This is a genomic window from Fictibacillus sp. 7GRE50 (assembly GCF_015903875.1).
Lineage (GTDB): Bacteria > Bacillota > Bacilli > Bacillales > Fictibacillaceae > Fictibacillus > Fictibacillus phosphorivorans.
Genome location: NZ_JACZDW010000004.1, coordinates 19,994 through 43,654 on the forward strand (window position 1 = coordinate 19,994; position 23,661 = coordinate 43,654).

The 23,661-nt window shown below is 37.4% G+C and carries 38 protein-coding genes and 1 pseudogene; 27 read left to right on the top strand and 12 right to left on the bottom strand.

Translation table 11 applies throughout. The annotated features are described in order from the left end of the window. Window positions 1-51 precede the first annotated feature (51 nt). From IHV12_RS15015 to IHV12_RS15025, 3 genes are all read left to right on the top strand, one after another. Complete coding sequence (locus IHV12_RS15015) at window positions 52-288, top strand: YrhC family protein (protein WP_191751792.1); 237 nt, start codon at window positions 52-54, stop codon at window positions 286-288. A gap of 294 nt (window positions 289-582) precedes the next feature. Beyond that, the gene (locus IHV12_RS15020) at window positions 583-1,437 is read left to right on the top strand and encodes a GRP family sugar transporter (protein ID WP_197191371.1); all 855 of its coding nucleotides are present in this window, start codon (window positions 583-585) and stop codon (window positions 1,435-1,437) included. A 14-nt stretch (window positions 1,438-1,451) separates the two neighbouring features. Then, complete coding sequence (locus IHV12_RS15025; RefSeq protein WP_197191372.1) at window positions 1,452-2,243, top strand: glucose-1-dehydrogenase; 792 nt, start codon at window positions 1,452-1,454, stop codon at window positions 2,241-2,243. 39 nt (window positions 2,244-2,282) lie between these two features. Here IHV12_RS15025 and menA read toward each other — a convergent pair whose 3' ends face one another. Further along, window positions 2,283-3,173, bottom strand: a complete 891-nt coding sequence (menA, locus tag IHV12_RS15030; RefSeq protein ID WP_197133366.1) for a 1,4-dihydroxy-2-naphthoate octaprenyltransferase — start codon at window positions 3,171-3,173, stop codon at window positions 2,283-2,285. Window positions 3,174-3,693: 520 nt separating this feature from the next. Here menA and IHV12_RS15035 point away from each other — a divergent pair. Continuing rightward, window positions 3,694-3,846 carry a YrzI family small protein gene (locus IHV12_RS15035; RefSeq protein ID WP_197191373.1) on the top strand — a complete coding sequence of 51 codons (153 nt, stop codon included), beginning with the start codon at window positions 3,694-3,696 and terminating at the stop codon, window positions 3,844-3,846. A 28-nt stretch (window positions 3,847-3,874) separates the two neighbouring features. Here IHV12_RS15035 and IHV12_RS15040 read toward each other — a convergent pair whose 3' ends face one another. Then, on the bottom strand, window positions 3,875-5,116 hold the full coding sequence (locus tag IHV12_RS15040) for a glutathionylspermidine synthase family protein (RefSeq protein WP_197191374.1): 1,242 nt from the start codon (window positions 5,114-5,116) through the stop codon (window positions 3,875-3,877). 82 nt (window positions 5,117-5,198) lie between these two features. On the opposite strand from IHV12_RS15040, the gene IHV12_RS15045 reads away from it, so the two are divergent. Next, on the top strand, window positions 5,199-5,645 hold the full coding sequence (locus tag IHV12_RS15045) for an RNA helicase (RefSeq protein ID WP_231620767.1): 447 nt from the start codon (window positions 5,199-5,201) through the stop codon (window positions 5,643-5,645). A 30-nt stretch (window positions 5,646-5,675) separates the two neighbouring features. Here IHV12_RS15045 and IHV12_RS15050 read toward each other — a convergent pair whose 3' ends face one another. Both IHV12_RS15050 and IHV12_RS15055 read right to left on the bottom strand, forming a co-directional pair. Then, window positions 5,676-6,074: a DUF350 domain-containing protein gene (locus IHV12_RS15050; protein ID WP_197133361.1), complete on the bottom strand. Its 399-nt coding sequence runs from the start codon at window positions 6,072-6,074 to the stop codon at window positions 5,676-5,678. A gap of 19 nt (window positions 6,075-6,093) precedes the next feature. Then, a complete protein-coding gene (locus IHV12_RS15055) occupies window positions 6,094-6,417 on the bottom strand; it encodes an aminotransferase yhxA (protein WP_144698917.1) in 324 nt (107 codons plus the stop codon). 176 nt (window positions 6,418-6,593) lie between these two features. On the opposite strand from IHV12_RS15055, the pseudogene sigK reads away from it, so the two are divergent. Continuing rightward, window positions 6,594-7,022 (top strand): annotated as a pseudogene (sigK, locus tag IHV12_RS15060) (RNA polymerase sporulation sigma factor SigK); the annotation flags it as partial. An 8-nt stretch (window positions 7,023-7,030) separates the two neighbouring features. Here the strand turns inward: sigK and IHV12_RS15065 are convergent. From IHV12_RS15065 to IHV12_RS15100, 8 genes are all read right to left on the bottom strand, one after another. Continuing rightward, window positions 7,031-8,593: a recombinase family protein gene (locus IHV12_RS15065; protein WP_197191376.1), complete on the bottom strand. Its 1,563-nt coding sequence runs from the start codon at window positions 8,591-8,593 to the stop codon at window positions 7,031-7,033. 70 nt (window positions 8,594-8,663) lie between these two features. Further along, window positions 8,664-9,488 carry a DUF3037 domain-containing protein gene (locus tag IHV12_RS15070; RefSeq protein WP_197191377.1) on the bottom strand — a complete coding sequence of 275 codons (825 nt, stop codon included), beginning with the start codon at window positions 9,486-9,488 and terminating at the stop codon, window positions 8,664-8,666. Next, window positions 9,458-10,321 carry a HipA family kinase gene (locus IHV12_RS15075; RefSeq protein ID WP_197191378.1) on the bottom strand — a complete coding sequence of 288 codons (864 nt, stop codon included), beginning with the start codon at window positions 10,319-10,321 and terminating at the stop codon, window positions 9,458-9,460. The genes IHV12_RS15070 and IHV12_RS15075 overlap by 31 nt, the downstream gene beginning before the upstream one ends. 19 nt (window positions 10,322-10,340) lie before the next feature. After that, window positions 10,341-10,901: an ImmA/IrrE family metallo-endopeptidase gene (locus IHV12_RS15080; protein WP_197191379.1), complete on the bottom strand. Its 561-nt coding sequence runs from the start codon at window positions 10,899-10,901 to the stop codon at window positions 10,341-10,343. Between the two features lie 47 nt (window positions 10,902-10,948). Then, window positions 10,949-11,137: a hypothetical protein gene (locus IHV12_RS15085; protein WP_197191380.1), complete on the bottom strand. Its 189-nt coding sequence runs from the start codon at window positions 11,135-11,137 to the stop codon at window positions 10,949-10,951. 25 nt (window positions 11,138-11,162) lie between these two features. Beyond that, window positions 11,163-11,588: a hypothetical protein gene (locus IHV12_RS15090; protein WP_197191381.1), complete on the bottom strand. Its 426-nt coding sequence runs from the start codon at window positions 11,586-11,588 to the stop codon at window positions 11,163-11,165. A gap of 84 nt (window positions 11,589-11,672) precedes the next feature. Beyond that, window positions 11,673-12,332 carry a copper amine oxidase N-terminal domain-containing protein gene (locus tag IHV12_RS15095; protein ID WP_197191382.1) on the bottom strand — a complete coding sequence of 220 codons (660 nt, stop codon included), beginning with the start codon at window positions 12,330-12,332 and terminating at the stop codon, window positions 11,673-11,675. Window positions 12,333-12,490: 158 nt separating this feature from the next. Beyond that, complete coding sequence (locus tag IHV12_RS15100; protein WP_197191383.1) at window positions 12,491-12,889, bottom strand: helix-turn-helix domain-containing protein; 399 nt, start codon at window positions 12,887-12,889, stop codon at window positions 12,491-12,493. Between the two features lie 168 nt (window positions 12,890-13,057). On the opposite strand from IHV12_RS15100, the gene IHV12_RS15105 reads away from it, so the two are divergent. From IHV12_RS15105 to IHV12_RS15205, 21 genes are all read left to right on the top strand, one after another. Further along, the gene (locus IHV12_RS15105; protein ID WP_197191384.1) at window positions 13,058-13,300 is read left to right on the top strand and encodes a helix-turn-helix domain-containing protein; all 243 of its coding nucleotides are present in this window, start codon (window positions 13,058-13,060) and stop codon (window positions 13,298-13,300) included. A gap of 90 nt (window positions 13,301-13,390) precedes the next feature. Next, a complete protein-coding gene (locus tag IHV12_RS15110) occupies window positions 13,391-13,540 on the top strand; it encodes a hypothetical protein (protein ID WP_197191385.1) in 150 nt (49 codons plus the stop codon). 139 nt (window positions 13,541-13,679) lie between these two features. Then, the gene (locus tag IHV12_RS15115; protein WP_197191386.1) at window positions 13,680-13,928 is read left to right on the top strand and encodes a hypothetical protein; all 249 of its coding nucleotides are present in this window, start codon (window positions 13,680-13,682) and stop codon (window positions 13,926-13,928) included. Window positions 13,929-14,034: 106 nt separating this feature from the next. Continuing rightward, window positions 14,035-14,559, top strand: coding sequence for a helix-turn-helix domain-containing protein (locus IHV12_RS15120; RefSeq protein WP_197191387.1), 525 nt, complete (start codon window positions 14,035-14,037; stop codon window positions 14,557-14,559). Continuing rightward, complete coding sequence (locus tag IHV12_RS15125) at window positions 14,556-14,903, top strand: hypothetical protein (protein ID WP_197191388.1); 348 nt, start codon at window positions 14,556-14,558, stop codon at window positions 14,901-14,903. The genes IHV12_RS15120 and IHV12_RS15125 overlap by 4 nt, the downstream gene beginning before the upstream one ends. Window positions 14,904-15,050: 147 nt before the next feature. Continuing rightward, window positions 15,051-15,386 (top strand): hypothetical protein, encoded by a 336-nt coding sequence (locus tag IHV12_RS15130; protein WP_197191389.1) that lies wholly within the window; start codon window positions 15,051-15,053, stop codon window positions 15,384-15,386. A 233-nt stretch (window positions 15,387-15,619) separates the two neighbouring features. After that, window positions 15,620-15,775, top strand: a complete 156-nt coding sequence (locus IHV12_RS15135) for a DUF6906 family protein (RefSeq protein ID WP_197191390.1) — start codon at window positions 15,620-15,622, stop codon at window positions 15,773-15,775. 21 nt (window positions 15,776-15,796) lie between these two features. Next, entirely contained in the window at window positions 15,797-16,705 is a 909-nt protein-coding gene (locus IHV12_RS22710; RefSeq protein ID WP_231620768.1) for a hypothetical protein, read from the top strand. After that, window positions 16,641-17,459 carry an ATP-binding protein gene (locus IHV12_RS15145; RefSeq protein ID WP_197191391.1) on the top strand — a complete coding sequence of 273 codons (819 nt, stop codon included), beginning with the start codon at window positions 16,641-16,643 and terminating at the stop codon, window positions 17,457-17,459. The genes IHV12_RS22710 and IHV12_RS15145 overlap by 65 nt, the downstream gene beginning before the upstream one ends. 11 nt (window positions 17,460-17,470) lie before the next feature. After that, window positions 17,471-17,665 (top strand): Fur-regulated basic protein FbpA, encoded by a 195-nt coding sequence (fbpA, locus tag IHV12_RS15150; RefSeq protein WP_231620769.1) that lies wholly within the window; start codon window positions 17,471-17,473, stop codon window positions 17,663-17,665. Beyond that, the gene (locus IHV12_RS15155; RefSeq protein WP_197191392.1) at window positions 17,665-17,814 is read left to right on the top strand and encodes a hypothetical protein; all 150 of its coding nucleotides are present in this window, start codon (window positions 17,665-17,667) and stop codon (window positions 17,812-17,814) included. Before fbpA ends, IHV12_RS15155 begins: the two co-directional genes overlap by 1 nt. A 27-nt stretch (window positions 17,815-17,841) precedes the next feature. After that, on the top strand, window positions 17,842-18,213 hold the full coding sequence (locus IHV12_RS15160; RefSeq protein WP_197191393.1) for a hypothetical protein: 372 nt from the start codon (window positions 17,842-17,844) through the stop codon (window positions 18,211-18,213). Window positions 18,214-18,334: 121 nt separating this feature from the next. Beyond that, on the top strand, window positions 18,335-18,532 hold the full coding sequence (locus IHV12_RS15165) for a DUF3954 domain-containing protein (RefSeq protein WP_231620770.1): 198 nt from the start codon (window positions 18,335-18,337) through the stop codon (window positions 18,530-18,532). A 144-nt stretch (window positions 18,533-18,676) separates the two neighbouring features. Beyond that, complete coding sequence (locus tag IHV12_RS15170) at window positions 18,677-18,850, top strand: hypothetical protein (RefSeq protein ID WP_197191394.1); 174 nt, start codon at window positions 18,677-18,679, stop codon at window positions 18,848-18,850. A gap of 19 nt (window positions 18,851-18,869) precedes the next feature. Beyond that, entirely contained in the window at window positions 18,870-19,331 is a 462-nt protein-coding gene (locus IHV12_RS15175) for an ArpU family phage packaging/lysis transcriptional regulator (RefSeq protein ID WP_197191789.1), read from the top strand. Further along, window positions 19,328-19,870 carry a tyrosine-type recombinase/integrase gene (locus IHV12_RS15180; protein ID WP_197191395.1) on the top strand — a complete coding sequence of 181 codons (543 nt, stop codon included), beginning with the start codon at window positions 19,328-19,330 and terminating at the stop codon, window positions 19,868-19,870. Before IHV12_RS15175 ends, IHV12_RS15180 begins: the two co-directional genes overlap by 4 nt. 304 nt (window positions 19,871-20,174) lie before the next feature. Continuing rightward, window positions 20,175-20,564: a DUF6173 family protein gene (locus IHV12_RS15185; RefSeq protein WP_231620771.1), complete on the top strand. Its 390-nt coding sequence runs from the start codon at window positions 20,175-20,177 to the stop codon at window positions 20,562-20,564. Window positions 20,565-20,665: 101 nt separating this feature from the next. Next, window positions 20,666-20,962, top strand: a complete 297-nt coding sequence (locus IHV12_RS15190; RefSeq protein WP_197191396.1) for a hypothetical protein — start codon at window positions 20,666-20,668, stop codon at window positions 20,960-20,962. Continuing rightward, window positions 20,959-21,342 (top strand): HNH endonuclease, encoded by a 384-nt coding sequence (locus IHV12_RS15195; protein ID WP_197191397.1) that lies wholly within the window; start codon window positions 20,959-20,961, stop codon window positions 21,340-21,342. The genes IHV12_RS15190 and IHV12_RS15195 overlap by 4 nt, the downstream gene beginning before the upstream one ends. Before the next feature lie 105 nt (window positions 21,343-21,447). After that, the gene (locus IHV12_RS15200) at window positions 21,448-21,888 is read left to right on the top strand and encodes a P27 family phage terminase small subunit (protein WP_197191398.1); all 441 of its coding nucleotides are present in this window, start codon (window positions 21,448-21,450) and stop codon (window positions 21,886-21,888) included. 20 nt (window positions 21,889-21,908) lie between these two features. Then, on the top strand, window positions 21,909-23,630 hold the full coding sequence (locus IHV12_RS15205) for a terminase large subunit (RefSeq protein WP_197191791.1): 1,722 nt from the start codon (window positions 21,909-21,911) through the stop codon (window positions 23,628-23,630). Window positions 23,631-23,661 lie beyond the last annotated feature (31 nt).

A 23,661-nucleotide genomic window follows, 5' to 3' on the forward strand; every position in this document is an offset into this window, starting at 1 on the left:
TACCTATGTTATCCTTTATATAGAGATTAGGAGTAGGAGGTAGACACTTTTATGAAAAACAATGCTGAATTCATTCAAAAGAAAATCGCTGACTACCAGCGCTTCGGTTTTATTTTATTGGCTGTTAGCACGTTCTTTTATTTAGGACTAGTACTTCCTGTTGAAGACAAAAACTTTGTTCAATCCATCACATTAGGTATTGCCTCGACAACATGCTTGGGATTCACTGCACTTATGTATAACGTTGTAAGAAAGTGCAAAACACAATTACAAGAATTAAGTGAATAAACCATATAAATAATTTCACGTACCGTCCCTTAAGCAGGGGCGGTATTTTTTATGTTCTTAACCGTAATTGAAAAAGTGTCTTCACTCGCTACACCTCATAAAAAGAAAGCGATTACATATGAATCACTTGAACTAAATCGTTAACAAAGCTTAATTCTTCAGTCTTTCATGTCACCTATAGAAGTTTTAGTTTAACTAGTTTATTCCGTTAGAACAATCGGGTATGGATACAGAACGGCCGAAGAAGGTCATACTAAGTTTTAACAATCTATATTAGAGAAAGAAGTGGAGTTAGTGGGTATCATCTGGGCACTTATTACAGCAGTCTGCTGGGGAAGTATCGTCTTAGTGAGCGAAAAACTTGGCGGAGATTTTCACAGTCAAACATTTGGAATGACATTAGGAGCTCTACTGTTTTCAATTGTTGCATTCTTTATCGTTCAGCCGGATCTTGATATTACAGTTTTTGCGATCGGTATCGTTTCAGGGATCTTCTGGGTGATCGGACAGCGAAACCAATTTGCTAGTGTTGATTATTTAGGGGTTTCTAAAATCGTTCCTCTTTCAACAGGTATGCAGTTGTTCGGAACAACATTGTTTGGTGTTATCGTTTTTCATGAATGGAAAACAACAACAGAAATTATCATCGGAATCATTGCAATCTGTGCAATCATAGCAGGAGCGTTATTAACATCAAGAAGAAGTGAACAAGGTGACCAAAAAGATAAACAAAACTTTAAAAAAGGACTCACCATCCTTCTTATATCAACGATAGGATATGTTACATATGTCGTTATTATCAGATGGTTTGAAGTAAATGGATGGCAAGCTATCTTACCTCAAGCCGTAGGGATGTTTATTGGCGCGCTCGTTTTATCTTTTAAACATAAACCGTTTAATAAGTATTCTGTGCGCAATATTTTAACAGGACTGATTTGGAGCACTGGTAATCTGACCTTACTGCTGTCATTGCCTCTGATTGGAATCGCGACAAGCTTTTCGCTTTCACAGACCGGTATCATCATATCAACACTCGGAGGAATCTTTTTATTAGGTGAAAAAAGAAGTAAGAAAGAGATCATCTGGGTGATCTCAGGTTGTGTAATTATCATAGCGGGTGGCGTCATGTTAGGATTTACAAAATCATAGAGGAGCTGAAGAGGATGTATCCAGATTTAAAAGGAAAAACGGTTATAATCACAGGTGCAGCAACAGGCATCGGTAAAGCATGTGCACTAAGATTCGGACAAGAAGAAGCTAATGTTGTCATTAACTTCCATTCAGATAAACAAGTGAAAGAAACAGAAGAAATGATTAAGGAAATTAAGAACAGTGGTGGAAACGCAATTGCTGTACAAGGGGATGTAACAAAAGAAAGTGACATCAAACAACTGATTGAGAAAACAATCAATGAGTTTGGGTCGCTAGACATCATGATTAACAACGCTGGAATTGAAAATGAAGTTCCTTCACATGAGCTCACATTAGAAGATTGGAACAAAGTTATCTCAACGAATTTAACTGGCCAGTTTCTAGGCTGCAGAGAGGCGATCGATTACTTCCTAAAGCATGACATCCAAGGAGCTATAATCAATATGTCGAGTGTACATGAGATCATTCCATGGCCACATTTTGTACATTACGCAGCAAGTAAGGGCGGAATAAAGCTGATGACACAAACCCTCGCACTTGAATATGCTCCTAAGCGTATCCGAATCAACGGCATTGCGCCGGGTGCCATCAATACACCGATTAATGCAGAAAAGTTTTCAGATCCAAAACAAAAAGAAGGCGTTTTAAAGTTAATTCCTATGGGCTATATCGGGGAGCCAGAGGAAATTGCAGCGACCGCAGTTTGGTTAGCCTCAAACCAAGCAAGTTATGTTACAGGTCTAACACTAATTGCTGACGGCGGAATGACATTATATCCAGGTTTTCAAGCTGGAAAAGGGTAAAAGAAAAAGTCCACTTTATAGAAGTGGACTTTTTCACGTTTATAATAGTATTCCAGTTAACGTACCTACACAAAGTAAAATACCAAAAGCCATATGAAGAAGTGCAGTTAAACCAAGCGCCTTGTTTAACTCTTTAGCATCCCATGTGGATATCGCAATCTTTAACCCTTTTAACGCGATGGGAAGGGTAATCGCCGCGATTAGACTCCAAAGCGGTAAGATGTCTAAGAATATAAGAGCTAATAAACTTACATACGTACCAAGCATTAAGACATAGTATTCTAGTCGTGATGCTTTTCTTCCGATCAAACCAGCGATAGTGGTTTTGCCGATCTGCTTATCTGTATCGAAATCACGCAAGTTGTTAGCATGAAGGATAGCCATAACAAGAAGAGCGTTAGGGATAGCAGCTAAAAAGATTTCTGTGTTTAACGTTAATGTTTGTGTGTAGAACGAACCAACAACTGCGAGAATACCTAGTGTACTTCCAGATGCGATCTCACCTAGTCCGTTGTAAGCAAGCGCATAACGAGTAGCTGTGTAAAAGTACCCTACAAGTAATGACGGAATCCCGAAATAAAGAACAACAGGGCCGGTAAGTGCAGTTAAAATAAGTCCCACAATAATACTTAGACCAAAGAAAATAAGTCCTGTGATATATACTTGGCGCGGAGTCATCTCTTTTCGGTCGATGACGCCTGATGGGCTCAACGAACCAGGTATATCCGCACCTTTTACATGATCAAAATAGTCGTTCACTAAGTTTGTTCCGCACTGAAGAAAAACAGCACCAATAAGTGTTAAAAAGAAAGTAGGCCAATGTATACTTGTCCACTGTAATGCAAGAATTGTCCCGAAGATAACGGGAATGACAGATGCTGTTAATGAAAAAGGCCGTGTTGAAGCAAAGATGACCTTAGGATGTATCATTTGTGTTTCCCCCTTTACACTCATAATTATAGTAAAAGTTTGTGAAAGTGTACACATAATTATCTTATGTAGGTATTGCCTATTTATAGAAAACCTCCCTAATTTTTGTGAACTTTCGATTTCACGTGCATATACTTATCTAGGATAAAAAAAACTCTTTACACGACTTGGTAAATAGTGTAAGGTTTTCTAAGTAAAGTAAATTATATAAAAGGAGGTTGAACAAAATGATGATGTACATTGATACGATCTACCAACTGAATAAATCTTTACGTTCGACCGCCAATCAGAGCAGTATGTCTATTTAACTTATTTAAAAGACACCGCAGGTCGAATGCCTGCGGTTTTTTGTGTGCTTTTTTAACACCGCAGGGGTTATTCTGCGGTGTTTTTTTTATACAACTTAAAGGAGGAGAAGAAAATGATAATGATTGGAATTACACTGCTGACTTGGCTTCTAACGGAGAAAGATTCAACCTGAGGGAAAAAATACGATTGAAACGAAGGAGTTAAAAAAGATATGTTTACACTACATTTGTTTTTTGTAACGATTACTTTTTCTATTAAGAGGAACAGTCGATCTAATGAGCTTTATGCTCGTGATAGGGAAGTAAAAACACTTTATGATCGTGCTAAAGAAAAAGCATCTAATAATTTGTCTTCATGGCTGTAAAAAGTAGCGCGTGCCGGTTCGGCATGCGCTATTTTTTTATACAAGAAGGCAAAAAATAAGATAGGTTATCGGTTATCGCATTTCCAATACGATATCCAAAAGCGCTTGGTTTTCCGTTAATGATAAATGTACCTGTCATTCGGTAGCCTTCTTGAACACCTTTATGAGATTGGAAAGTCATCTTAGGCAGTGATACATGCTTTTGATAAACACTTACATAGTTGTCATAACTCTGATGTTTGTCTTGATCAATGATGCTGCCGACACCATCAAAAATACGAACTGTATCTCCTTCTCTGCCAAAAACGGGCTTTTGCACATACTTTTCTTTGTTTTTCAAAAATGGATCAGGTTCAAGATAAGTAGGTAAAAAATAGCGTTCGATCCATTCGTGTTCCTCACTAGAAAAGTAAGGAGATCGTGCCTCATGTAATCCCCATATGACGGCTAAGATGGCTTTGCTCTGTAATAAAAAGGCTGATGGTGGATTAATGATAGCCAATTTGTTTTGAACCACAAGCTGTGTTAACTGTAAGCCTATATCCTCGTTTGTTACTTTATCTACATCTTGAATAAGAAGCTCGATCGGAAATGTTTGTCTATATAAAACATCAATTTTTTTCCCGTTTTGATCGAATAAACCAATTCCTTTTCGTATGACCAATTCTTCTAAAGGGACAAACTGAGAAGGAAATCCTGAAAGTTTCTTTAAATAAAGAACAGTCTGTTTGTCTTCAATGTTCTCTTCATGTGCTGTAAAAACAATATGTGGGGCATGCTCTGTTTGTAAGTGTCGATACGCACTCAGGATGGAGGAGCGTACAGCGTTCTTTAATTGTTTTTCTTTGTCTTCGTTAGGATCGCGATATCCGTGTTGTTTACAGATTAAACCGTTCACCTTAAAACATTCATAAATAAATGTGGGCGTATCACTGTTAAACTCCATTATCTTATGTCCTTCAGGTGTTTCGATTGAATCAATCCTGCCAATTACCGTTTTCGCTAATGGCGTTTGATAGCGTAGAAACGAATTAAGAACCTCTGGGAAACCTAGAAGCTGTAAGGTATCATCTTCAATATTTTCAGATTGCAGGAGGGAAGCGGTCTTAAACAGTATATGACCGCCTCTTTCGCCAAGCAGTTTCGCATCATTTACAGCGTCTTCTGAAATTTCAGCTGGTTCGTATAAAGCATATTCTTGGCCATACATATCGGCCCAAAATTCAGGTAGCTGATTATAAAATTTTTGTCTATTATCTATATAGGTCATGCGTGTGATTACCTCCAAAACATACATTTAGAACTGTAAACTGGTATGATAAACATAACAAATTATAAAGAGGATGAAAATAATGGAACTCACTTATTTTATCGAAAGAGACAACGAATATGAAGCCTTCTTAACGTATAAGATTCCTGAAAACATGCATAACGATGAAAAATATGCGCGGCAGCTCTGTGAATTTTTTGTAACAGGTGGAAAAGAGTACGAGCTTCAATCGAACGAGATGAAAGGTAGCGAGGAGATCTTAATCATAAAAGAAGTAGGAGAAGCGCGAAGATTTACAGAGGAAACGAGTTATAAAGGAAGAGGGATATTTTTAGAATTCCGCTCTTATAACTCTTCAGGAGATATGCCTGTACTTCATACGCAAGCTTTAAACAGCCATTGGGATGTTATCCGTTATTTATTAAAAGACGTAGTAGATATACCTGGTAAAGGACAGTATTTACGTGATTCAGCTGAAATAGATGAAGACCGTGCTGTTTATGTGATGTATGTCGGAGATAAAATTTAAGCATGTGGCAGATGCCACATGCTCTTTCTTTTAATATGTAAGACACTGAGCGATAACCCAACCAACGGAAATACTTAAAAACATGACAAGAAGTCCAACTGCTTTATTATCCGCATCGATTGCTTTTGAGATGCTTGAACGAATCGCTAGGTGTTCTGCTACGAATAAAGCTACGATCTGAGCGATGATTCCCACTGATCCCCAAATTAGCAAATCAACAATGCTCAATGAATTTGCGATCGATGATCCAATGACAAAAGCAAGGCCAAAAAGTCGTCCGCCAAGTGATAAAGCAGCTGCGCAATTTCCTTTACTGATTAATTGAAGTTCTTTCGTTTTTGTTGTTAATTCAAATATAATAAAGCCGACAAAAAGTAATCCAAGTCCTGTTGCCGCATAAAGGGCAAAATTAAGAAATAAGTTCTCCATCTTCACAACTCCTCATGATTTATCCGCCAAATCCTTTACTTCCTCCGAAGCCAGATCCACCGCCTTTGAAACTCGAACTACTTTTGTAGGATTTATAAGCAGAACTTTTTAATAAGCTGCTCTTTCCTTTGTAGTAACTTCCGCCGTGGTAATAGTGACCGAAATAGCGAGAACCGGTATCATCACATTCATATACCCCATCGTCTTCATCCCATTCCCAATCTTGGCATTCCGTATCAGTTGGCTCTGGTGGGATATCTTGTGCTTGGTCGTTACAGCCAGAGAGCATAACTGCAACAGATGCAGAGGATACACCTGCAATAAGCTTTTTTGTTTTATTCATATCTTCACCTCATTCCATGCTCCATTATAGTATGGATTTCTTCATAATTGAACCATTTATTTCTAGTACGATTTAAAAAATAAAAAGGTTCCCAGGTTTTTAAAGATGTACAGACACACCCAAGCCCAGCACCGCATACTGTTAAGGGAATAGAGAATCGTCTTGGAGGTGCTGTCATGTCATTAGTAGGTGTGTTGGCTTACTTTTTTAAGGAAGTTATGCTTTTTGTATCATACGTTAAAAATAATGCATTTCCCCAGCCCCTGTCTGAAAATGAAGAAAAGCAGTACTTAAAAGAGATGGCCGAAGGAAACGAACATGCTAGAGCCATGTTGATCGAGCACAACTTAAGGCTTGTTGCGCATATCGTGAAAAAATTTGAAAACACAGGTGAAGATACGGAAGACTTAATATCAATTGGGACGATCGGATTGATAAAAGCTATTGAGAGCTATTCGAGAGGAAAGGGTACGAAGCTTGCTACGTATGCAGCTCGGTGTATAGAGAACGAGATCTTGATGCATTTAAGAGCTCTAAAGAAAACGAAGAAAGATGTTTCCCTTCATGACCCGATCGGAACGGATAAAGAGGGAAATGAATTAACCTCCACAGGTTATCTGTGAAGGTCAGGAAGCTTGGGATATAGGGTTAATGAGAAGTCATCACCACGCTGCGTCTTCTCTTTGTGGTATACAGCCTTTTCTAGGATAGACTTGAGAAGGTTGTTTTTCTTTTTAGGATCCTCAGTATTTGGATACAAAGACAATACGATTTCAACTTGCGGAATAAAGTCAGACTTTGCTTGATCTCTGGCTGATTCAATTTCTAATATTGCTGTAATATCTCTAATTGATACTTTCGTCTTTTCATATCGATCAGCAAGAGTCTGAGTACGTTCTAAATAAGTCTCCTCGTCGTATATTCCTCTTTCTAAGAAGTCATGTAGTCGGCTCTTTTGCTTTTCAATTTCGATGAGCTCTTTATCAAGTGCAGTGAGAGCTTGCTGACGGAGTAAGACTTCATTTTCATTATTGTCTTCAACTGGAGCCAAATCAATTTGTTCAGCTTTGTAATGATGCAGCCATATTCTCAATCCATTAATCAGTTTATCTTCTACAAATTCAAAACGAGTACTCTTAGTCTCGCAAAATTTGTTATAGCACATGATATGGGGCTTTTGTTTTGTATAGGGTCTATACACCATTGACGCACCACATAAATGACACTCGATTAAGCCGGCCAATGGATTTGTGATTCCATTTTGTTGATTATAGGGAACATGATACTTATTCCTAAGTATATCTTGAGCTTTATTAAAGAGGGCAGGGGAGATGAGTGGCTCATGCTTACCTTCTACATCAATCCATTCTTCTTTTGGTCTTGTGCGAGTATCTCTTTGTTTACCTGGTTGCAATGATTTCTTTTCTTCTTTCTTCTTCCATTGCAGTCTCCCAGCATAAACCGCATTTTTTAAGATAGTTAGAACAGAAGAGTTGGACCAATTAATACCGGTATATGTTTTATAACCCATCTCGTTGAGTTTATTCGCTATTTTACTTGCACCCATTCGTTGTTTTGGATCATCATGGGTATACCACTCATAAACCATTTTAACTACAGGTGATTGTTCTGGGTGTGGGAATAGGATTCTTTCTTTAGGTCCTAGTTTCTTAATCTCATAGCCATAAGGCGGCCTAGTAGCAATATAGTTACCTTCCTCAATCGAACGAACTCGACCTCCTTGTAAACGTCTAGTGATGATTTTAAGCTCTTTACGAGCCATGAAAGTTTCGAACTCAGTGTATTCTTCGTCCCATTCATCTTCAAGATCGTAAGTCTTACGTGTTGTTATAATCTTTGTTTTAGCATTTTTAAAAGTCTCTAAGATGATTCCTTGTTCACGCATGTTTCCGCGGCCAAGACGGTCCATATCCATGCAGAGGACAGCATCATATTGACCTTGCTCAACTTCTTGCAGCACTTTTAACATTTCTGGACGAAAGGCGAGACTTTCTCCAGAAACGATTTCCTCCCGGATTTTGATAATATTCAAATTTTGATGCTTCGCGACTTTTAACAAAGCTTTCTTATGCTTTGCTAATGTTTCCCCTTCACCACGATCCTCTGCGTCAAGGTCGGCACGTGATTTACGTAAATACATGCAGACTCTTTCCATATATCTCTCCTCCTTAACTTTAATAAAAAATAATAGCCCAATGGAAAGGCTATTATCGCAAGTGAGCATATTAATGCAATTCATGACCATGCTCTTTAATATGATCTAAGAATTCGTTAAATTGTCTTGTTCCGTATTTAACAATTTCTACTCCTTCATAATCTCTAAATTGATCTAACGCTAAACTAAACCCTACTTTTTGAGGATTTGCGGGTGGCTTTACAACTGCATAAAAAGGAGAATCTTTGTAACTCTCAGATCTGTTTTTTATTTCAATTGCGTCTTTCCACATTAAACCCTCTTTAAAATTGTCTTTGAATTGATCGGTAAATTTAATCGGTTGTATAAGGTTTAGTTGACCGTTTTGATATCCATAATCTATTGTGATAGGAAAATCAGGTAACTCTATTTCTTTTTTAATAAACTTTTCAAGTCCAGCACCTTTGAACTTTTCCCAAACTGTGTTTACAAAAGGTTGTTCTCGTTTATCTATCCGATCTTCTTCAAAAACGTATAAATTAAACAAATCATCAAGCTTTTGCAACGGATTCTCAGTTAACATTGGTTGAGGCTTTTTAATAATGAATTTCGGTAATTCAATTTCGGAAAAAGAATCAAGGTATTCAATTAAAGAAGTTGGAACATTTAACTTTGAGTCGATTAATTCTTTTGACGAGATTTTTAAATGACGATTGAAAATGTTCTTGAAATTTCTGTACTCATTTATATTCACAGAGGTGAAAATTTTTGTGATTTTCTGAAGTTGCTTCAGAAAACGAGCCTTTAATATCCCTTGTTCAGGGCAATGCATAACAACTCCGACATTAATTAACTCTTGTTTAATAACGTCAGGCATGTATTGTATTACAGCGAACTTGCATGCAATCCTTGCCATGATAATCCCTCCTTATTCCAATATGGGAAATATCCACCGTTCACCAGATTGTTTAATAGTATTTTAACACTTAATTTCCTCTCAAGTAAAAATCGAACAACTGCTTCTTTCTCTGTTGTATTAATACCCCAAGAGTTTGGTATCATTCGAAATATGTTTATTAGTGTTTGTTCATGAATAGACTCAATACGATTAATAATATTAATAAAAGGATTGATTCCAGTAGTGAGATCAATCTGATTCTTCACAGCTTCATAAACTATTCCAATGGGATCTATTTGAACGTCTCTAAAACTTCTTAGATGAACAAGCCTTTGAGGAGATGCTGAAGGACCCATTAGTGCGTGACCATGATCAATAACTTTCATGAAATAAGAATTATACCCAGAGAAAGTTAAAATAAAGTTACCGTCATTTCCTGTTCTATCCCGATTATGAATAAAGGCATCAAAAGCTATCATCGATGGGAATATTTCTTTATTATCCACCTTCTTAAAAGCAGTAATATATGGTTCCTTTAGTATTCCTGAAGAATGATGGTTGTCTTCTATCTCTTCTTTAAGGAAACCAACTTTAATACCTGGAGTTAAACCTTCAATATTGTTATACATAGCACAAAGTTCAGGTGAAACGTTTATAAGTTCCATTTTGGGCATTGGTAAGCCACAATATTCAGCTAAATGATATGAAACAAACTCATTAAATAAAATTCTATTCCATTCAGTGGGATGGTTAAATTTTATTAAATAAGCTTGATTGTCACTACAATGGAAAAATTTTGGCTTAGTCATGCCACGAGCTGCTGTATTTAGTAAAATATCTGCTTCAATCATAAATGGTGCCTCCTTTCCTTTATAACCATTCAATCGTCCCAACCTTACCGCCAATAGATCCGATCACATCTACCTTACGATCGAACTCCAACTGCAGGCGGTATTGTGCGGTTTCTTCATCAACAAGGAAGTGATCCGCGATGTCAGTGATCAAAACAGTCTGTTCTGCGGCAGCAAGATACACTTCATCTAAGAATCTTCTAGGCATTAGCAAATAGGCAGCCATTCGTTTTGCCTGAGCTTCCAACTTTCCGATAGCATGCGTGTCCAATGTCAGCTGGCACTGATAATGGGCATAGATGTGACAAAACTCCTCAGCAAGAATCAACTTCTTTTCAATTGCATCCAACCCAGGCTGAATGTAGATCACACCTTTACGTCCTTTAGCAGAGGGGAGAGAGAATGCCTTAATCCCGTCTTCAATATCCCCATCATAAAAATTCACGTCCAACGGCAGCATCTTAATCCCATACATCTTACAAATATGTAGAATGTCGATTTCGTCAGCTGATGCAAACTGAAAATGGGAGAGGACTTTTTCAGCCCGATCCTCCCAGTAGTCGCTTTTTGTTTTTGGCAAAAGATGTTTAAGCTGCATGTTGTCACGACCTTTTAATCAATTAATTATTACTGATGGTGTGAGTTTGATTTGTTTATAGAGTTAATCTTATCGAATGCTTTCGAAAAACCAATACCACACAAAATTGCTGTGATAGAACCAATGGCTGCGGCAATCCCTATATCCCCATACATGACAAAAGATAATAGTAAACCGATAATCCCAAAAACGATCAGACAAATTGCGATTGCTTTCATTTTAAAAATCTCCTTTTTTTAAATTCTATTTCAAGGTTTTTAAAGCTTCTTCATATTTTTTAAATTTACTTTCCTCAAGATCACCATTAATTTGTACTAAAATGTTTTCATGTTTTGTTGTCCAAGAGAAAAACATTGCTGAATCTTTACCTAAGTCATCGTAATATTTTTTCATTTCCTCTAAATCTTCTGAGTTTTTGTAGCTTATTATCCTTCCGCCATTATCATCACCAAGAGAAGGGATTAAAAAGCGAAGACCATCTTCGGATTTCATTGGAGCTATTCCAAAGTCATCTTTTGTCATCTTTTTTGGACTCTCAGCTTCTAGTCCAGCATCTTTGAAAGCCTTAATTACATCATTTGGTTTTAACTCTGAAGAGAAATCTGAACTACCACATGCGCTTAACAATAAAACGAAAAAAAACGTACTATAAAGCTTCAACTTCTTCATAATTGATTACACCTCATTTTTGAATATTAACGTTATAAAACAAAAGAAAAATAGTATTAATTCATTGAGATCTCCCTTTAAAAATTATTTAAGGTTAATATCTAACGAAAGGTCTTCACCAACTCTATCTAGGTTTGAATCAAAGGAACCGTCAATAACAAATTTCAAAGTTGAAACAGAATCAAAAGAACTAGCAGTCTTAAAAGCTATCTTTCCTTTTTTAATCACTTTTCCGTGAAATTCTCCACCCAAATCATCAGAGTAAAGAATAGGGTTTTCAATTTGTTCTTTAGTATTTAATACCAATGTTCCTTGGTCAGGATGCCAACTTATAGATTCGCTTGATGTGTTTTCTATAACAACATCTAATACAACTGCTCTTATAGGTTCAGAATAATCGTTATAATTGTATGAATTATCAAGTGTTACTTTTGAAATTGTTATCTCCATTGGTCCAGAAGTACCTGATATATTCACAGTGTATGCTTTTCCAGGAGTCGGATCATAATCTTTACCGTTAACCGTGACTGTGTTCGTCTTTGAATCCCAATTTACTTCTGCCCCTAACATTTCTGCGGCGGCACGTAATGGGACATATGTACGGTTACTAATAATCTTAGCTTCAGCATTGGATTGAACACCGTTTACTATTAATTTTAATGCGGATGCTGCATAGACACCTCCAGCAAATGATGCAGCAATTACCGCAGTACCAACAGTAGACAACAAAATTTTCTTTTTCATTATTTTCTCCCCTATACTTTTTAATGACCGGTTGATGAATTAGCCGGGTGAATCACTTTACCGGATGAATCACATAATTAACATTTTTGTCTAAAAATCCCAAGTTAACTTGTAAATAAAACACGCAGATTGATGCGTGCTTAGATAATTGCTATGTATTAGTCTTCGATAGTATCTTCGTTTTCATCTTCTTCAGCTGCTTCAAGTGCTTCCCACATTCTGATCAGTGCTTTGATTTTCTTTTCTGGAGCTTCTGCAAGTTTGTTGAACAAGATAGGTTGCTTTTTAAGTACATTAAATACTTTCAATTCATTCTCAGTTAATATGATTTCCTTACCTGCAACTTGAACTACATTATTATTTCGTCCCAATAAATAGTCAGTTGTTACTTCAAAATAATCCGCAAATGAGGCAATTACTTCAGGATCCGGTTTTCTATCACCAGATTCATATCTTGATAATTGAACATTAGATAGTCCTAAGTCCTTAGCAACCCTTAATTGTGATTTGTTTTGTTTTTCTCTAAGACTCTTCAAACGATCTCCTAATTGGTTCATAATAGACCACCTATCTTACTAGCATATGAAAATTTTAGCATTTACCAGTTTGGTAATAAATAAAATTGCCAAAAAGGTAAAATTATTATTGACTTTACCAAAACGGCAAGTTATATTTAATTCAAGGTTTACCGATATGGCAATTTTACGAATCGAGGTGAAATAAGAATGGAATCACATCCTGTGAAAAAAGTTAACTTAAAAAAAATAAAACAATTAAGAAAAGAAAGATCAATTTCATTAGATGAAATGGCTAAAATTCTCGGATACGAAAGTCCAAATGGCTATTATTATTTAGAAATTGGGAGAGGGAAATTTCCTGCTGAAACACTTGCTTTAGTAGCAAGCATTTTAAAAGTACCAATTGACCAACTTTTTTTTGAAGTTGATTTTGCCAAAACGGCAAATTAATATTTTTTCTCCACAACTGCATAGAGCACCGATCTCCACGGTCGATGCTGTGTGCAGGATGTGGAGCAAACAAAAAGGGGAGTGCTCGCTATGTCAGACCTTGTAGTTCGAACATTCATAAGTGAGCAATACACCAAATTATTAAATCTGTGTCTTGAGTTGCAAGATGAGGAACTAACTTCTCAAGAAGCAGTTGAGAAAATTTTAGAAATTACTGCAGCATTGCGCCAGTGGCTCTAAGTATATTTTTTTAAACATTTTAACTGGAAAAATATATCTTGCTTACAACTTATTTCAACAAATGGGTGAAAAAACACCTACTAGATGTCTCTTAGCTAATACCCAGGTACTACTTTTTAAAAAGAAAGGAGAAAACCGAATGCAAGTAACAATTGAGAGGGCAGTCCCAACCACAGATCCTCATACAATAAACCGAGGTGATCAAATGGATCAGCAAAAGTATGATGCTACGTATAAGTTCGGAAACACCATAGTGAACATTGTTGCTCCAAAAAATCAGACCAAAGAAGAGATTGATCAAATCATTAAAGAGTACCATATCGCTGGCCGTGCAATCGTAAAGGAAATGCAAGAGAAGAGGGCAGCAGCCACCGTAAAAACCAACTAGGCTCAAAAAACTGAGCCATTCTTTTTAACCAACAACAGGACAAGCTCTCAATTACAATAGTAAATCAAATTTAATCCAAAAATGGTAAAAGGGAGGACAACTGAATATGGCAGTTGGTAAAGCTTTAAAAACAGCTAGAGGGAGGATATCACAATTGAAGCTCTCCATGGAAATGAATGTTTCCAGAGAAAGTATCTCTGCAATGGAAACGGAGCGAACACCGATCCCACCGGATATCTCAAAGAAATTAATCAAGAAGTTCGATGATCCATTCTTAGCGATGACAGTTGCAAGCGAATACACGAATGGCTCATGGGTAAAACCATTGAACGGAGCATCTGTAGATCTACATAGAACAAGCGTGGCAGATGTAACAGAAGAGGAAATCATTGAGTTCCTTGAAGCATTTAAAGAAGTGAAGCTAGCAAAACCTCCAACATCTATAAAAGAACATGATAAGCAGCTGATCAAAGAAATGGCCCTTGAAGGAATTGATGCCCTGTATGCCATTACACACTTGGTCGCAGTAAGCTGCCGTGATTATGGATTCAGTTGGAATGAACTCTGGAAAGAACATGAAATGAAGTTGGTTTCAAACAATTATATTCGAAGGGAGAAGACATTGGTATGAAACATAAATTGAAGTTGTTACCTGCAGAAAGCCTTAAGGTTCAAGTGGCACTGGCTAACGAGATTGAAAGTTTGGGAAGTGGGTTTAGACATGATTGGACCAATGAGATTTATAAAAAATTCGATTTCACAAGAGGACATGCTGCTTTAGACGGAGGAGAAATGGAGATTGTAATTCAATCACTTCGGAAAATTGCTCATCATTATGTAAAACGTGGTCGTTCGTTTAAAGCAATACCATACTTTACAGTCGCTGCAAAAGTAAACGATGAAAAGAAGATATACCAATTTGCTTACGGTCCAAAAATAGAAAAAACAGCAAGCGATGACACGCTTACTGCTTAATCATTGAATGCATGTAAACATTCGAAAAGGTAATTTAATTCTAGCATTTTACAAATGCTTCAGCAAGTAAAATCCTTGCTGACAGGTCTAAGGATAGGTCCTTGAATCTGTCAGTGTGGATTTGCACTAGAAAGCGAGGTGATACATATGACAAGGGAAGAAAAGCGTCGAATCCGTTTGCGTATTTCGGAGCTCATTGAACAAAACCGATCTAAGCATTCTTTTGAAAATGAAAAAGAGATTGTTAGATTAGGTAAGCTATTGGCGCCAAGTGTAACAGTTGAAGATTCTATTGATTATAAAAGAGGCGAGTGGGGAGCCATGGAGATTTTTTACCTGATGAACCATGTACCTCTAATCGGAATTGAACGTACAGCAAAAAATTTGAATCGGCCTGTTGATTCAGTAAAGGGCAAGTTTTATCGCGAAATGGCAAAAAAACAAAAAAACTTCTCACCCGGCACAGGAAGAGAAGTCATCTAAATAATCTAATGAAATTGTAGCAGATATAAAAACTGCATGCAAATTGGTGGTAGTACCTATGAAGAATGCCATTGAGTACACAGTCAGAATTCCAACCATGTATTGGAGTTTTGCTAGAAAAGATAAATTACTCTTTAAACGTTATCTGCATGCTTACATAAGAAGAAACTATTCAGATCTACAAGTGACAAAAATTGTGGGCGGCAAAATTATTTGTATAAGGAGGAACTCAGATGAAGAACGGAAAGCGACTTACACGCCAACAAAAAGGCGTCCTGGAGAAAGCAGGGCTAAACTCGAATAATTGGCTGATTTATAAGAATATCAACGGGGAATTGCACCTGATACATCGTGATACGGGCAATAAACGAATCATTAAAGCATGTTAACAGTAGAACAGGGGGGATAGCATGCAAGGCTATATAAAAGACTATCGGAAAGAATTAGACAGCGATATTTGGCTCATGCCTCCTCTGTATCACCGTACTTGGCAGTATCTCAAATATCAGGTTAATCATCAGGAAAACAAGATTCCTATGAGAGACGGAACTTTTCTCGTGATTAAACCAGGTCAGCATCTTACTTCCGTAAGAGATATTGCGAAGGCGATTGGCTGGTATGAGGGAGCCAAATGGAAAGAGCCAAATCCGAAGACAATCGACACCATTTTGAAATGGTTAGAAAAGCACAACATGATTTCAGTAGACCGCGGTAGGGGTAACAGGCAATACACGCTTATAACTCTACTAAACTGGGATTCGTACCAAGTCAATTCGATTGAGGGTAACAGTAAAGTAACACCTGATGGAGAAGGTGGGAAACACCTCGCGGATATAAACAAGAATGATAAAGAATGTATTAAGAATGATAAAGAATTTACTGCTGCTGAAAATGCGTGCGAAGGAGAAAGTGACGGGGTGCCTACAACCGTTCCAAAAGGAGATTTCCTGACACCTGCCGAGGACAGGGAAGAAATATCACATACTCCAGAAGTATATCAGCGGACGATCTTAAACAAATACATTCAACTGCGCAATTCAGGATTCCAAACTTCAGTCAGTGATGAAACAGCAGCCATTGAATTATGCGAAAGTGGCATACCACTTGATAAAGCTGTTCACTGGTTGGTAGACCGGTTCAATACTTACAAACCTAAACATCAAAGGGACAAGATCAATTCCTTGAGCTACTGTGTCCCGTACATTCTCGATAAGTATCATGCGGAGATCCAGAAGCAAGAAAGGAGCCAAAGAAATGAAAAGCTTGCAAAGCGCACTATCCCAGATCGTAGAGACGAATACGCAGAACTATCCCTCTGATAAACCTTATGCCTGTCCACACTGCAATATGACCGTACCACGGATGGAAATCGAGTTTTTAGGCATGAAAAAGTTTGTACAGCCTGTTTGCAAATGTGAAACGGACAAGATGGAGCATGACAGATTGATGGATGCCACGCTTATTAAGCGCAAGCAAATCGAGAGACTCTTCTCCATCTCAAACTTGGGTGAGCGTTTTGAAAATGCTAGTTTCAAAGCCTTTAAACCAAGACCAGGTGCCGAGAAAGTCTTTCAGATTGCCCGAAAGTACGTTGAAGAATTTAAAGAATGGGGCAGTGATTCATTGCTTCTTTGGGGTGACCCGGGCAACGGGAAGACTCACTTAGCCTCAGCTGTTGCGAACGAAGTGACTGCAAAAGGCAGCATCGTTGTATTTCAGAGTGTCCCGGAACTTTTGGAACGGATCCGCAGCACGTTTAACAAGAACAGCAAAGAGTCAGAGCAGGAAATCATGCGTGCTTTAACGACATGTGACCTTCTTGTCCTCGATGACATCGGAGCAGAGAAACTTACAGACTGGGTACAAGATGTGATTTATAGAGTCATAGACGGCAGGTATCGGAGAAAGCTGCCAACGATGTATACTTCTAACCTTCAACCTAAGAATCTCGCAGAACAATTAGGATTTAGAACTTATGACCGTATGACAGAAACGAGTCTAATGGTCGAAAACAAAGCAACCAGCTATCGACGGGAGATCGCCAAACAACGAATGGCACGTTTTGCTGAATAGGAGAGTGTCCGATGATTGGAGTTATGCAAAAAAACCAACTCCGTGAAGCAGTTGAGTATAGACGAACTCAGTTGATCAGTCAGCTCATATCAATAGGCACTTTTGAAGATTTGAATGGCCGGCAACTATACGAGCTGACATTGACCGAACTTGAAGAAGAGATGCGATGGATTAACATGCAGCGTGAAGGAGATATGATTTATTAATGCTTAGAAGAAAATTCGTTTATGAGAAATTACCACTCGTTCGGATTATTCAACTCATTCGAACTGGCGATCAAAAAGCAAAAGCCGAATGGAAACAAAGATGGGAAGATGATTATCCAAAGATAAAGGAGGTTGCTGCTAAATCATAGGACCAAAATGCGAAGGAGTGAAAGGTATTGGTGAAAACATTTGACAGTCCAATTGAAGCGGTAAGAGAAATAAAAAGGATTTCTTCTGAAATGGAAGATTACGATAAGTTGTATTTAGCCTATAGTGAATATTATGAGAGGTTTCACGTTTCTGACGATAATGATGAAATGGCAGAAATGATACACCAACGCTGGTGTGACAGTGGTTGTGACGGTAGTCCTGAAAATGAAGCTAATTCATATAAAGTCTGGGAGTATTGTCCATCGGAAAAGAAAGAAAAGTATCCTAACACTTACCGAAAAGCGAAGAAATCTTTAATACGTTCTGCAATACCGTTAATTAGAAAAACAAAAGAAGTGGAATGTAATTATTCAGTGGATTTTGTAATTGGATATTAATGAACATTCCGTTGATGAACTGCACCACATGAGCGCATTGTATATATAAAAAAAGCCCAGGCGTTAAAACCCGAGCAAGTGTTTGGTACCTAAATTATAACATGTATAGGGGGCTGCCGGGATGAAAACGCAAGTAATGAATGCAGAAAACATTATGACTGCTGCTGTTGATCTCATGCATAATGCAACATATGTAGTACGTGATGGAGTATTGAAACAAGTACCTCAACCGGTAGATGGTTATGGGAAACAGATCATCACCTGGGAGAACGGAAAACCACTTGGTGGGAAATTAGAATCAAGTTTCAAAATCAAATAAAGCCTATCGGAAAAACCGAGGGCACTAATCAAAGAGCAGATGCCACTGCTCCGATTAGTGCCTTCTTTTTGTTTCCTATTATGGGGTATAGGGGTCATTGCTTATAGGTTTCGACTACCAGTACCTATTCAGGGAGGTATAAACATGAGTAATTTAAAAGGCGAATTAAAAAAATGGACGAAGAAGAACATGCCATCCAAGAAGAAGCAGCCAAAGCCGAAAAAGGATAGTGAACTTAACACCAACGATTTTGAAGAGCTTATGGGTAAATATAGGCCAACATATTCGAGAAGAAATGGTGCAATCCGTCAAAGATAAGCAAAGGGAGGAATGTATGATGAAGAATCAAATGAATTTTTATTTACCTGAAGTGAATCCAAAAGCTACAAGAAAAGCAGTTGAAAGAGAACTTGAAAAGTACAGAGACTTACTAGTGACGTTACCTGTTGATTGCTCACCGAAAATTACGGCATCTTATTCACTCATTCCTCCAAGCAATTCAAATGAGTTCCACAGTAAAACAGAAGAAGCTGCCGTTGAGCGCGCTGACTTTGAGATGTATCGAGATAAATTTTTTAACAAGATACATGGAGCTGTCGAAGCTTTAAAGCCTGACGAGAAATTCATCATCGTAAATCGATACATGCAACAAGTTACAGGATATGATCCGGATATCTGGATGGATCTCGGTATCGGAAAGACAATGTACTACGAATTAAAAGGGAAAGCTATGCTGCGATTAGCATTTGCATTAAAGATTGAAGTATATAAGAAAAGAAACGAGGTGAAAAGTGCATGAACATTGTACAGCCGATCCGTGATAAAAACATTATTCAAGAAATCAAGCAGTATCTGAAGGAAACAAATGAACGAAATTATATTCTTTTTCTCTTAGGGATCAATACAGGTCTTAGAATAAAAGATATCCTCAAGCTAAAGGTGAGAGATGTTGAAGGAAGGAGTATCTATTTAAAAGAGGCGAAAACAAAGAAGACAAAAGAAGTTTATATGCCAGATGAACTTAAAAGAGCTATACGTCATTATGTAAAAGATAAAGAAAGCAACGAATATTTGTTTAAGAGCCGTCAAGGAAATAACAGTCCAATTACAGTAAGCATGGCCTATAACATATTGAAAGACATTGGAGAAGAGTTTGGTCTGGAACGAATAGGATGCCATTCCATGAGAAAAACATATGGCTATCACTTTTATAAACAACACGGAGATGTAGCTGCTCTTCAGGAAATGCTGAATCACTCACATCCTAAGATCACCATGAGATACATCGGTATTATTCAAGACGAGCTCAACACTCTTCAACGTAAATTTAAAATTTAAAGTCCTTCTTTATTTTTTTTTGACGTATTCAGTTTGTTTAAAAAACAGGTTTTCAAACTCATCTTTTAAAATCCATTGGAATGCAGAGGGCTGTAAGGAAAAGAGCGAGGCAGTGAGTTTGCTTCCCTATGTATTGTAGAGAACTCAAGAGAAAAAATAAAAACATGAAAAATAGCGAACTATTCGTGAACGAATTACGAACGATTGTTTAAAAAAACCATGTTATAGTGATATTAGAGAAGGTTTGACTAGCAGGAAATTGTTTCCTTTTGCCGAATTACGTTTGGTGGAAGGAGGTGGAAAAATGAATTTAAAAGGTATGGATTTAAGTAGTATTATTCCCAAAGTGCCTACATATGACATCGAAAAGGATTTTAAATTCTCAAACCCTAATCATGCAAGTGAATTTTATACACGTTTAGTAGAAATGATTAATGATTTTGATGAACAATTAGACCAGAGTCATGAAGTAGGTATGCGATTGGTTTCATTCGGACAAACAGTTCAATTTCATGTAGAGGATTTAGGATATTACAATCCAAGTTTGATAAAATTCATTGGCAGAACAGAAGATGGGAATCCTATAGAATTAATTCAACATGTTTCACAAATTAGTTTTCTGTTAATGTCAGTAAAAAGATTAAATCCTGATGAACCGAAAAGAAAAATTGGATTTACAACTGAAGAAGAATAATTAAAATGAGCATCCTCTGAAGGGTGCTTTTTTGTTTATTACACACAGAATATCTTTTGGTATTTTGTCTGTAGTAAATAATATTAAAGGAGTGTTAAGCAATGAAAGTTCAAACACGTGTAACTGCACAAGGTACTGAGTATTGGGATGCAAAAGAAAAAAAGGTATTATTCGTCCCAGCTGGTGAGGAACCAGACTTTGAAGTGACAAAGGATCCTAAGAGTATGGTTTTAGGAAAGGGTTCTGATCAGTCTGAAGCTGGTGATAAAGATGTAATTAATTTCAGCAAGATGACAGTTCCTCAATTAAAAGAGTTTGCAGCTGAACAGGAAATTGAAATACCTTCTGACATCACTAAGAAAGATGACATTATTAAATTCCTTACTGATGCTGAATGAAGTACTGTGACTTTAATGGCTGTGGAACTAAGATAAACCGTGGCACTTATTGCGAAGAGCATAAGAGGTCTAGGAAATCTATGCTGCAGAAGCGAAAGAAAAGGAACATCTACCACCACGAGAACAAACAGTTCTATAACTCAAAGCAGTGGAAAGATATAAGGTCCTTTGTTTATCAAAGAGAACGTGGCTGCTGTCAGAAGTGTAAGAGGTTTGTGTTTGGCAAACAGGCACATGTGCATCATGTGATACCGGTTAAAGAAGATCCGACATTGAGATTGGAACCGAACAACTTGATGCTGCTTTGTCCTAAATGTCATACAGAAGAAGAGAACAAGGAAAAGGGAAAAGTGTTTCCGAGTTACTTTGAAAAGCGATAGCCCCCCTACCCAAAATCAAAATATCCGGTCATGGAGAGATAGGTAGCAGAGGAGGCATTTCTTTCGTTGGACAACAATTTCTAAAATTAAAGGGGGGTGTGACTATTGGCAACCAAAAAAGAACGACAAAAGGTTGTAGCCGAAAAAACAGAGGCTGAAAAAAATAGAATTTTGAAGATCATGAGGGAGGCTGATATTTACACCCTTACTTTAGATCCACTCATAGAATCCTATCTTGATATTTTCGAAATTTATATGACCATGTACATACAGTGGAAAGAGAAAGGATTCCCAGCTACTCAACGACATACCAATAAAGCAGGGGCGACTAATAACTCTAAACATCCATTGGCGCAACAAGTAGAAACATGGTCGGATAAAAAAACAAAGGCACTTGCTTTGCTTGGTCTGACTAACAATAAACAGCCAGGGAAAATTGTTACTGGCGGCTCATCCGTTCGGAAAGAAGAAGAAATGACAAAGCCTGAACCTGTTGTGGATGAATTAACAGCTCATAGAAACAAATGGAGAAGCGGCAAAGTATAGGCTGTGGGGGTGGGGTTTATGTGATAGAACGAGGCGTTAACTATGCTGAAATTTTCGCTAAGAAAGTAAGGAAAAGCCCTAAAAAATATCCTGATACCATTAAGAAAATGGTTGATAGGTGGTATAAGTGGAAAAAACGTAAAGATGTTTGGTTTGATGTAGATCGCGCGAATGAAATGATGGATTGGGTTGAAACATTTGTCCGCCATACGAAAGGCGATCTAGCTGGCCAGGCTTTCATTTTAGAAGAATGGGAAAAATTTGCGTACTCATGGATATATGGGTGGGTGCATAAAAACGAGAAAGGTAAAATCGTTCGTGTTACTAGAGAATGTTACATTCAGATTCCCAAAAAGAACGGTAAAACATTATTAGCAGTTGGTGGTTTGGGTTATTCAATGTATGGTGAAGGTGTTCTAAGTGCTGATTGTTACTGTTGTGCAAGTGATTTTAACCAAGCGCAATATGCTGCTAAACCATTCGCAGCAACAATCCTTAATCATGACGCATTGATGAATGCATCTCATATTTATAAGGGTCCTAAAGGCTCGGTTTCCTCTGTTACTTATGATTATATTCATGAAGGATTAGCCTACTCTAATCAATTTATCGTAATGAGTAAAAATATTGATTCCATCGAGGGTTCAAATCCTCATTTTGTTTTAAATGATGAGCTGCATAAACAAGAAAATATGGACCAATACGACAACTTTAAGTCCGCTCAGGTTGCTCGTGATGAGCCTATCATGTTTAATATCTCTACTGCTGGCAAAGGTTCGTCCAGTGTGGGTATGCGTGTTTATCGCGAAGCGAAAGAAGTACTTAAAAATGATGATAACGATGCAAACTTCGTAATGATCTATGAACCTAACAAAAATTACGACTGGAAAGATCGTAAAGTTTGGGCAATGGTGAATCCGAATATTGGTGTTTCTGTAACAATGAGTGCATTGGAAACAGAATTCATTAGTGCAGAACGTTCTGCGCATAAAAAAGCGGAATTCTTATCCAAGCATATAAATGTTTTCGTAAATGGAGCAGACAATTTCTTTGAACAAGATCAGGTTGAACATGTGCTGGTTAATGATCTCGGAGATTTAACGGGAGAAACTTGTTATATCGGCTTGGATTTGTCTAAAACAACAGATTTAACTTGTGTGAATTTGAACTTCCCTGTCTTTAATGATGATGGAAAATCGATATTAAAGGTAAAACAAATGTACTTTATCCCAAATGCTGATATTGAGCATAGGGAAAAAGAAGATAACGTGCCTTATACAGACTTGGCTGAAAAAGGTTTTGTGCAATTTTGTGACGGTAAGATGATTGATCAAGATCAAGTGCTTGAATACATCAAAGAGTGCATGGATTTATATGATGTGCAGCAATTAAACTATGATCCTGCTATGTCTCAGAAACTTATTGAGAAGTGTGAGAATCTAGGATTAGAGTGTATTGCTGTTAATCAGTACCCATCCGTCATGAATGCAATGATAGATGATGCTGAAAGGATTATTTATGAACAGAAATTGTTTACAGACAATCCTCTTTTTGTTTATTGCGCTCTTAATCTAGTTGTTGTCACAAACTTAAACGGAATGAAAGGGCCGTCGAAGCGTCAATCAAAGAAAAAGATTGATGGATTTGTGGCTTTTTTAGTTGCTCATAAAGAAACCATGATGCAGATGGATGACATAGATGAAAATGGTATGGACGATTTGATAAGTGAAATATATAGATGAATTTCTTAATTGATTTATACCTTCATTTAAT

What these genes read in the sequence shown, in the direction of transcription:
- IHV12_RS15015 (WP_191751792.1), top strand. Translation starts at nt 52, where the DNA reads ATGAAAAACAATGCTGAATTCATTCAAAAGAAAATCGCTGACTACCAG.
- IHV12_RS15025 (WP_197191372.1), top strand. Translation starts at nt 1,452, where the DNA reads ATGTATCCAGATTTAAAAGGAAAAACGGTTATAATCACAGGTGCAGCA.
- menA (WP_197133366.1), bottom strand. Translation starts at nt 3,173, where the DNA reads ATGATACATCCTAAGGTCATCTTTGCTTCAACACGGCCTTTTTCATTA.
- IHV12_RS15035 (WP_197191373.1), top strand. Translation starts at nt 3,694, where the DNA reads ATGTTTACACTACATTTGTTTTTTGTAACGATTACTTTTTCTATTAAG.
- IHV12_RS15040 (WP_197191374.1), bottom strand. Translation starts at nt 5,116, where the DNA reads ATGACCTATATAGATAATAGACAAAAATTTTATAATCAGCTACCTGAA.
- IHV12_RS15045 (WP_231620767.1), top strand. Translation starts at nt 5,199, where the DNA reads ATGGAACTCACTTATTTTATCGAAAGAGACAACGAATATGAAGCCTTC.
- IHV12_RS15050 (WP_197133361.1), bottom strand. Translation starts at nt 6,074, where the DNA reads ATGGAGAACTTATTTCTTAATTTTGCCCTTTATGCGGCAACAGGACTT.
- IHV12_RS15055 (WP_144698917.1), bottom strand. Translation starts at nt 6,417, where the DNA reads ATGAATAAAACAAAAAAGCTTATTGCAGGTGTATCCTCTGCATCTGTT.
- IHV12_RS15065 (WP_197191376.1), bottom strand. Translation starts at nt 8,593, where the DNA reads ATGGAAAGAGTCTGCATGTATTTACGTAAATCACGTGCCGACCTTGAC.
- IHV12_RS15070 (WP_197191377.1), bottom strand. Translation starts at nt 9,488, where the DNA reads ATGGCAAGGATTGCATGCAAGTTCGCTGTAATACAATACATGCCTGAC.
- IHV12_RS15075 (WP_197191378.1), bottom strand. Translation starts at nt 10,321, where the DNA reads ATGATTGAAGCAGATATTTTACTAAATACAGCAGCTCGTGGCATGACT.
- IHV12_RS15085 (WP_197191380.1), bottom strand. Translation starts at nt 11,137, where the DNA reads ATGAAAGCAATCGCAATTTGTCTGATCGTTTTTGGGATTATCGGTTTA.
- IHV12_RS15090 (WP_197191381.1), bottom strand. Translation starts at nt 11,588, where the DNA reads ATGAAGAAGTTGAAGCTTTATAGTACGTTTTTTTTCGTTTTATTGTTA.
- IHV12_RS15095 (WP_197191382.1), bottom strand. Translation starts at nt 12,332, where the DNA reads ATGAAAAAGAAAATTTTGTTGTCTACTGTTGGTACTGCGGTAATTGCT.
- IHV12_RS15100 (WP_197191383.1), bottom strand. Translation starts at nt 12,889, where the DNA reads ATGAACCAATTAGGAGATCGTTTGAAGAGTCTTAGAGAAAAACAAAAC.
- IHV12_RS15105 (WP_197191384.1), top strand. Translation starts at nt 13,058, where the DNA reads ATGGAATCACATCCTGTGAAAAAAGTTAACTTAAAAAAAATAAAACAA.
- IHV12_RS15110 (WP_197191385.1), top strand. Translation starts at nt 13,391, where the DNA reads ATGTCAGACCTTGTAGTTCGAACATTCATAAGTGAGCAATACACCAAA.
- IHV12_RS15115 (WP_197191386.1), top strand. Translation starts at nt 13,680, where the DNA reads ATGCAAGTAACAATTGAGAGGGCAGTCCCAACCACAGATCCTCATACA.
- IHV12_RS15120 (WP_197191387.1), top strand. Translation starts at nt 14,035, where the DNA reads ATGGCAGTTGGTAAAGCTTTAAAAACAGCTAGAGGGAGGATATCACAA.
- IHV12_RS15125 (WP_197191388.1), top strand. Translation starts at nt 14,556, where the DNA reads ATGAAACATAAATTGAAGTTGTTACCTGCAGAAAGCCTTAAGGTTCAA.
- IHV12_RS15130 (WP_197191389.1), top strand. Translation starts at nt 15,051, where the DNA reads ATGACAAGGGAAGAAAAGCGTCGAATCCGTTTGCGTATTTCGGAGCTC.
- IHV12_RS15135 (WP_197191390.1), top strand. Translation starts at nt 15,620, where the DNA reads ATGAAGAACGGAAAGCGACTTACACGCCAACAAAAAGGCGTCCTGGAG.
- IHV12_RS22710 (WP_231620768.1), top strand. Translation starts at nt 15,797, where the DNA reads ATGCAAGGCTATATAAAAGACTATCGGAAAGAATTAGACAGCGATATT.
- IHV12_RS15145 (WP_197191391.1), top strand. Translation starts at nt 16,641, where the DNA reads ATGAAAAGCTTGCAAAGCGCACTATCCCAGATCGTAGAGACGAATACG.
- fbpA (WP_231620769.1), top strand. Translation starts at nt 17,471, where the DNA reads ATGATTGGAGTTATGCAAAAAAACCAACTCCGTGAAGCAGTTGAGTAT.
- IHV12_RS15155 (WP_197191392.1), top strand. Translation starts at nt 17,665, where the DNA reads ATGCTTAGAAGAAAATTCGTTTATGAGAAATTACCACTCGTTCGGATT.
- IHV12_RS15165 (WP_231620770.1), top strand. Translation starts at nt 18,335, where the DNA reads ATGAAAACGCAAGTAATGAATGCAGAAAACATTATGACTGCTGCTGTT.
- IHV12_RS15170 (WP_197191394.1), top strand. Translation starts at nt 18,677, where the DNA reads ATGAGTAATTTAAAAGGCGAATTAAAAAAATGGACGAAGAAGAACATG.
- IHV12_RS15175 (WP_197191789.1), top strand. Translation starts at nt 18,870, where the DNA reads ATGAAGAATCAAATGAATTTTTATTTACCTGAAGTGAATCCAAAAGCT.
- IHV12_RS15180 (WP_197191395.1), top strand. Translation starts at nt 19,328, where the DNA reads ATGAACATTGTACAGCCGATCCGTGATAAAAACATTATTCAAGAAATC.
- IHV12_RS15185 (WP_231620771.1), top strand. Translation starts at nt 20,175, where the DNA reads ATGAATTTAAAAGGTATGGATTTAAGTAGTATTATTCCCAAAGTGCCT.
- IHV12_RS15190 (WP_197191396.1), top strand. Translation starts at nt 20,666, where the DNA reads ATGAAAGTTCAAACACGTGTAACTGCACAAGGTACTGAGTATTGGGAT.
- IHV12_RS15195 (WP_197191397.1), top strand. Translation starts at nt 20,959, where the DNA reads ATGAAGTACTGTGACTTTAATGGCTGTGGAACTAAGATAAACCGTGGC.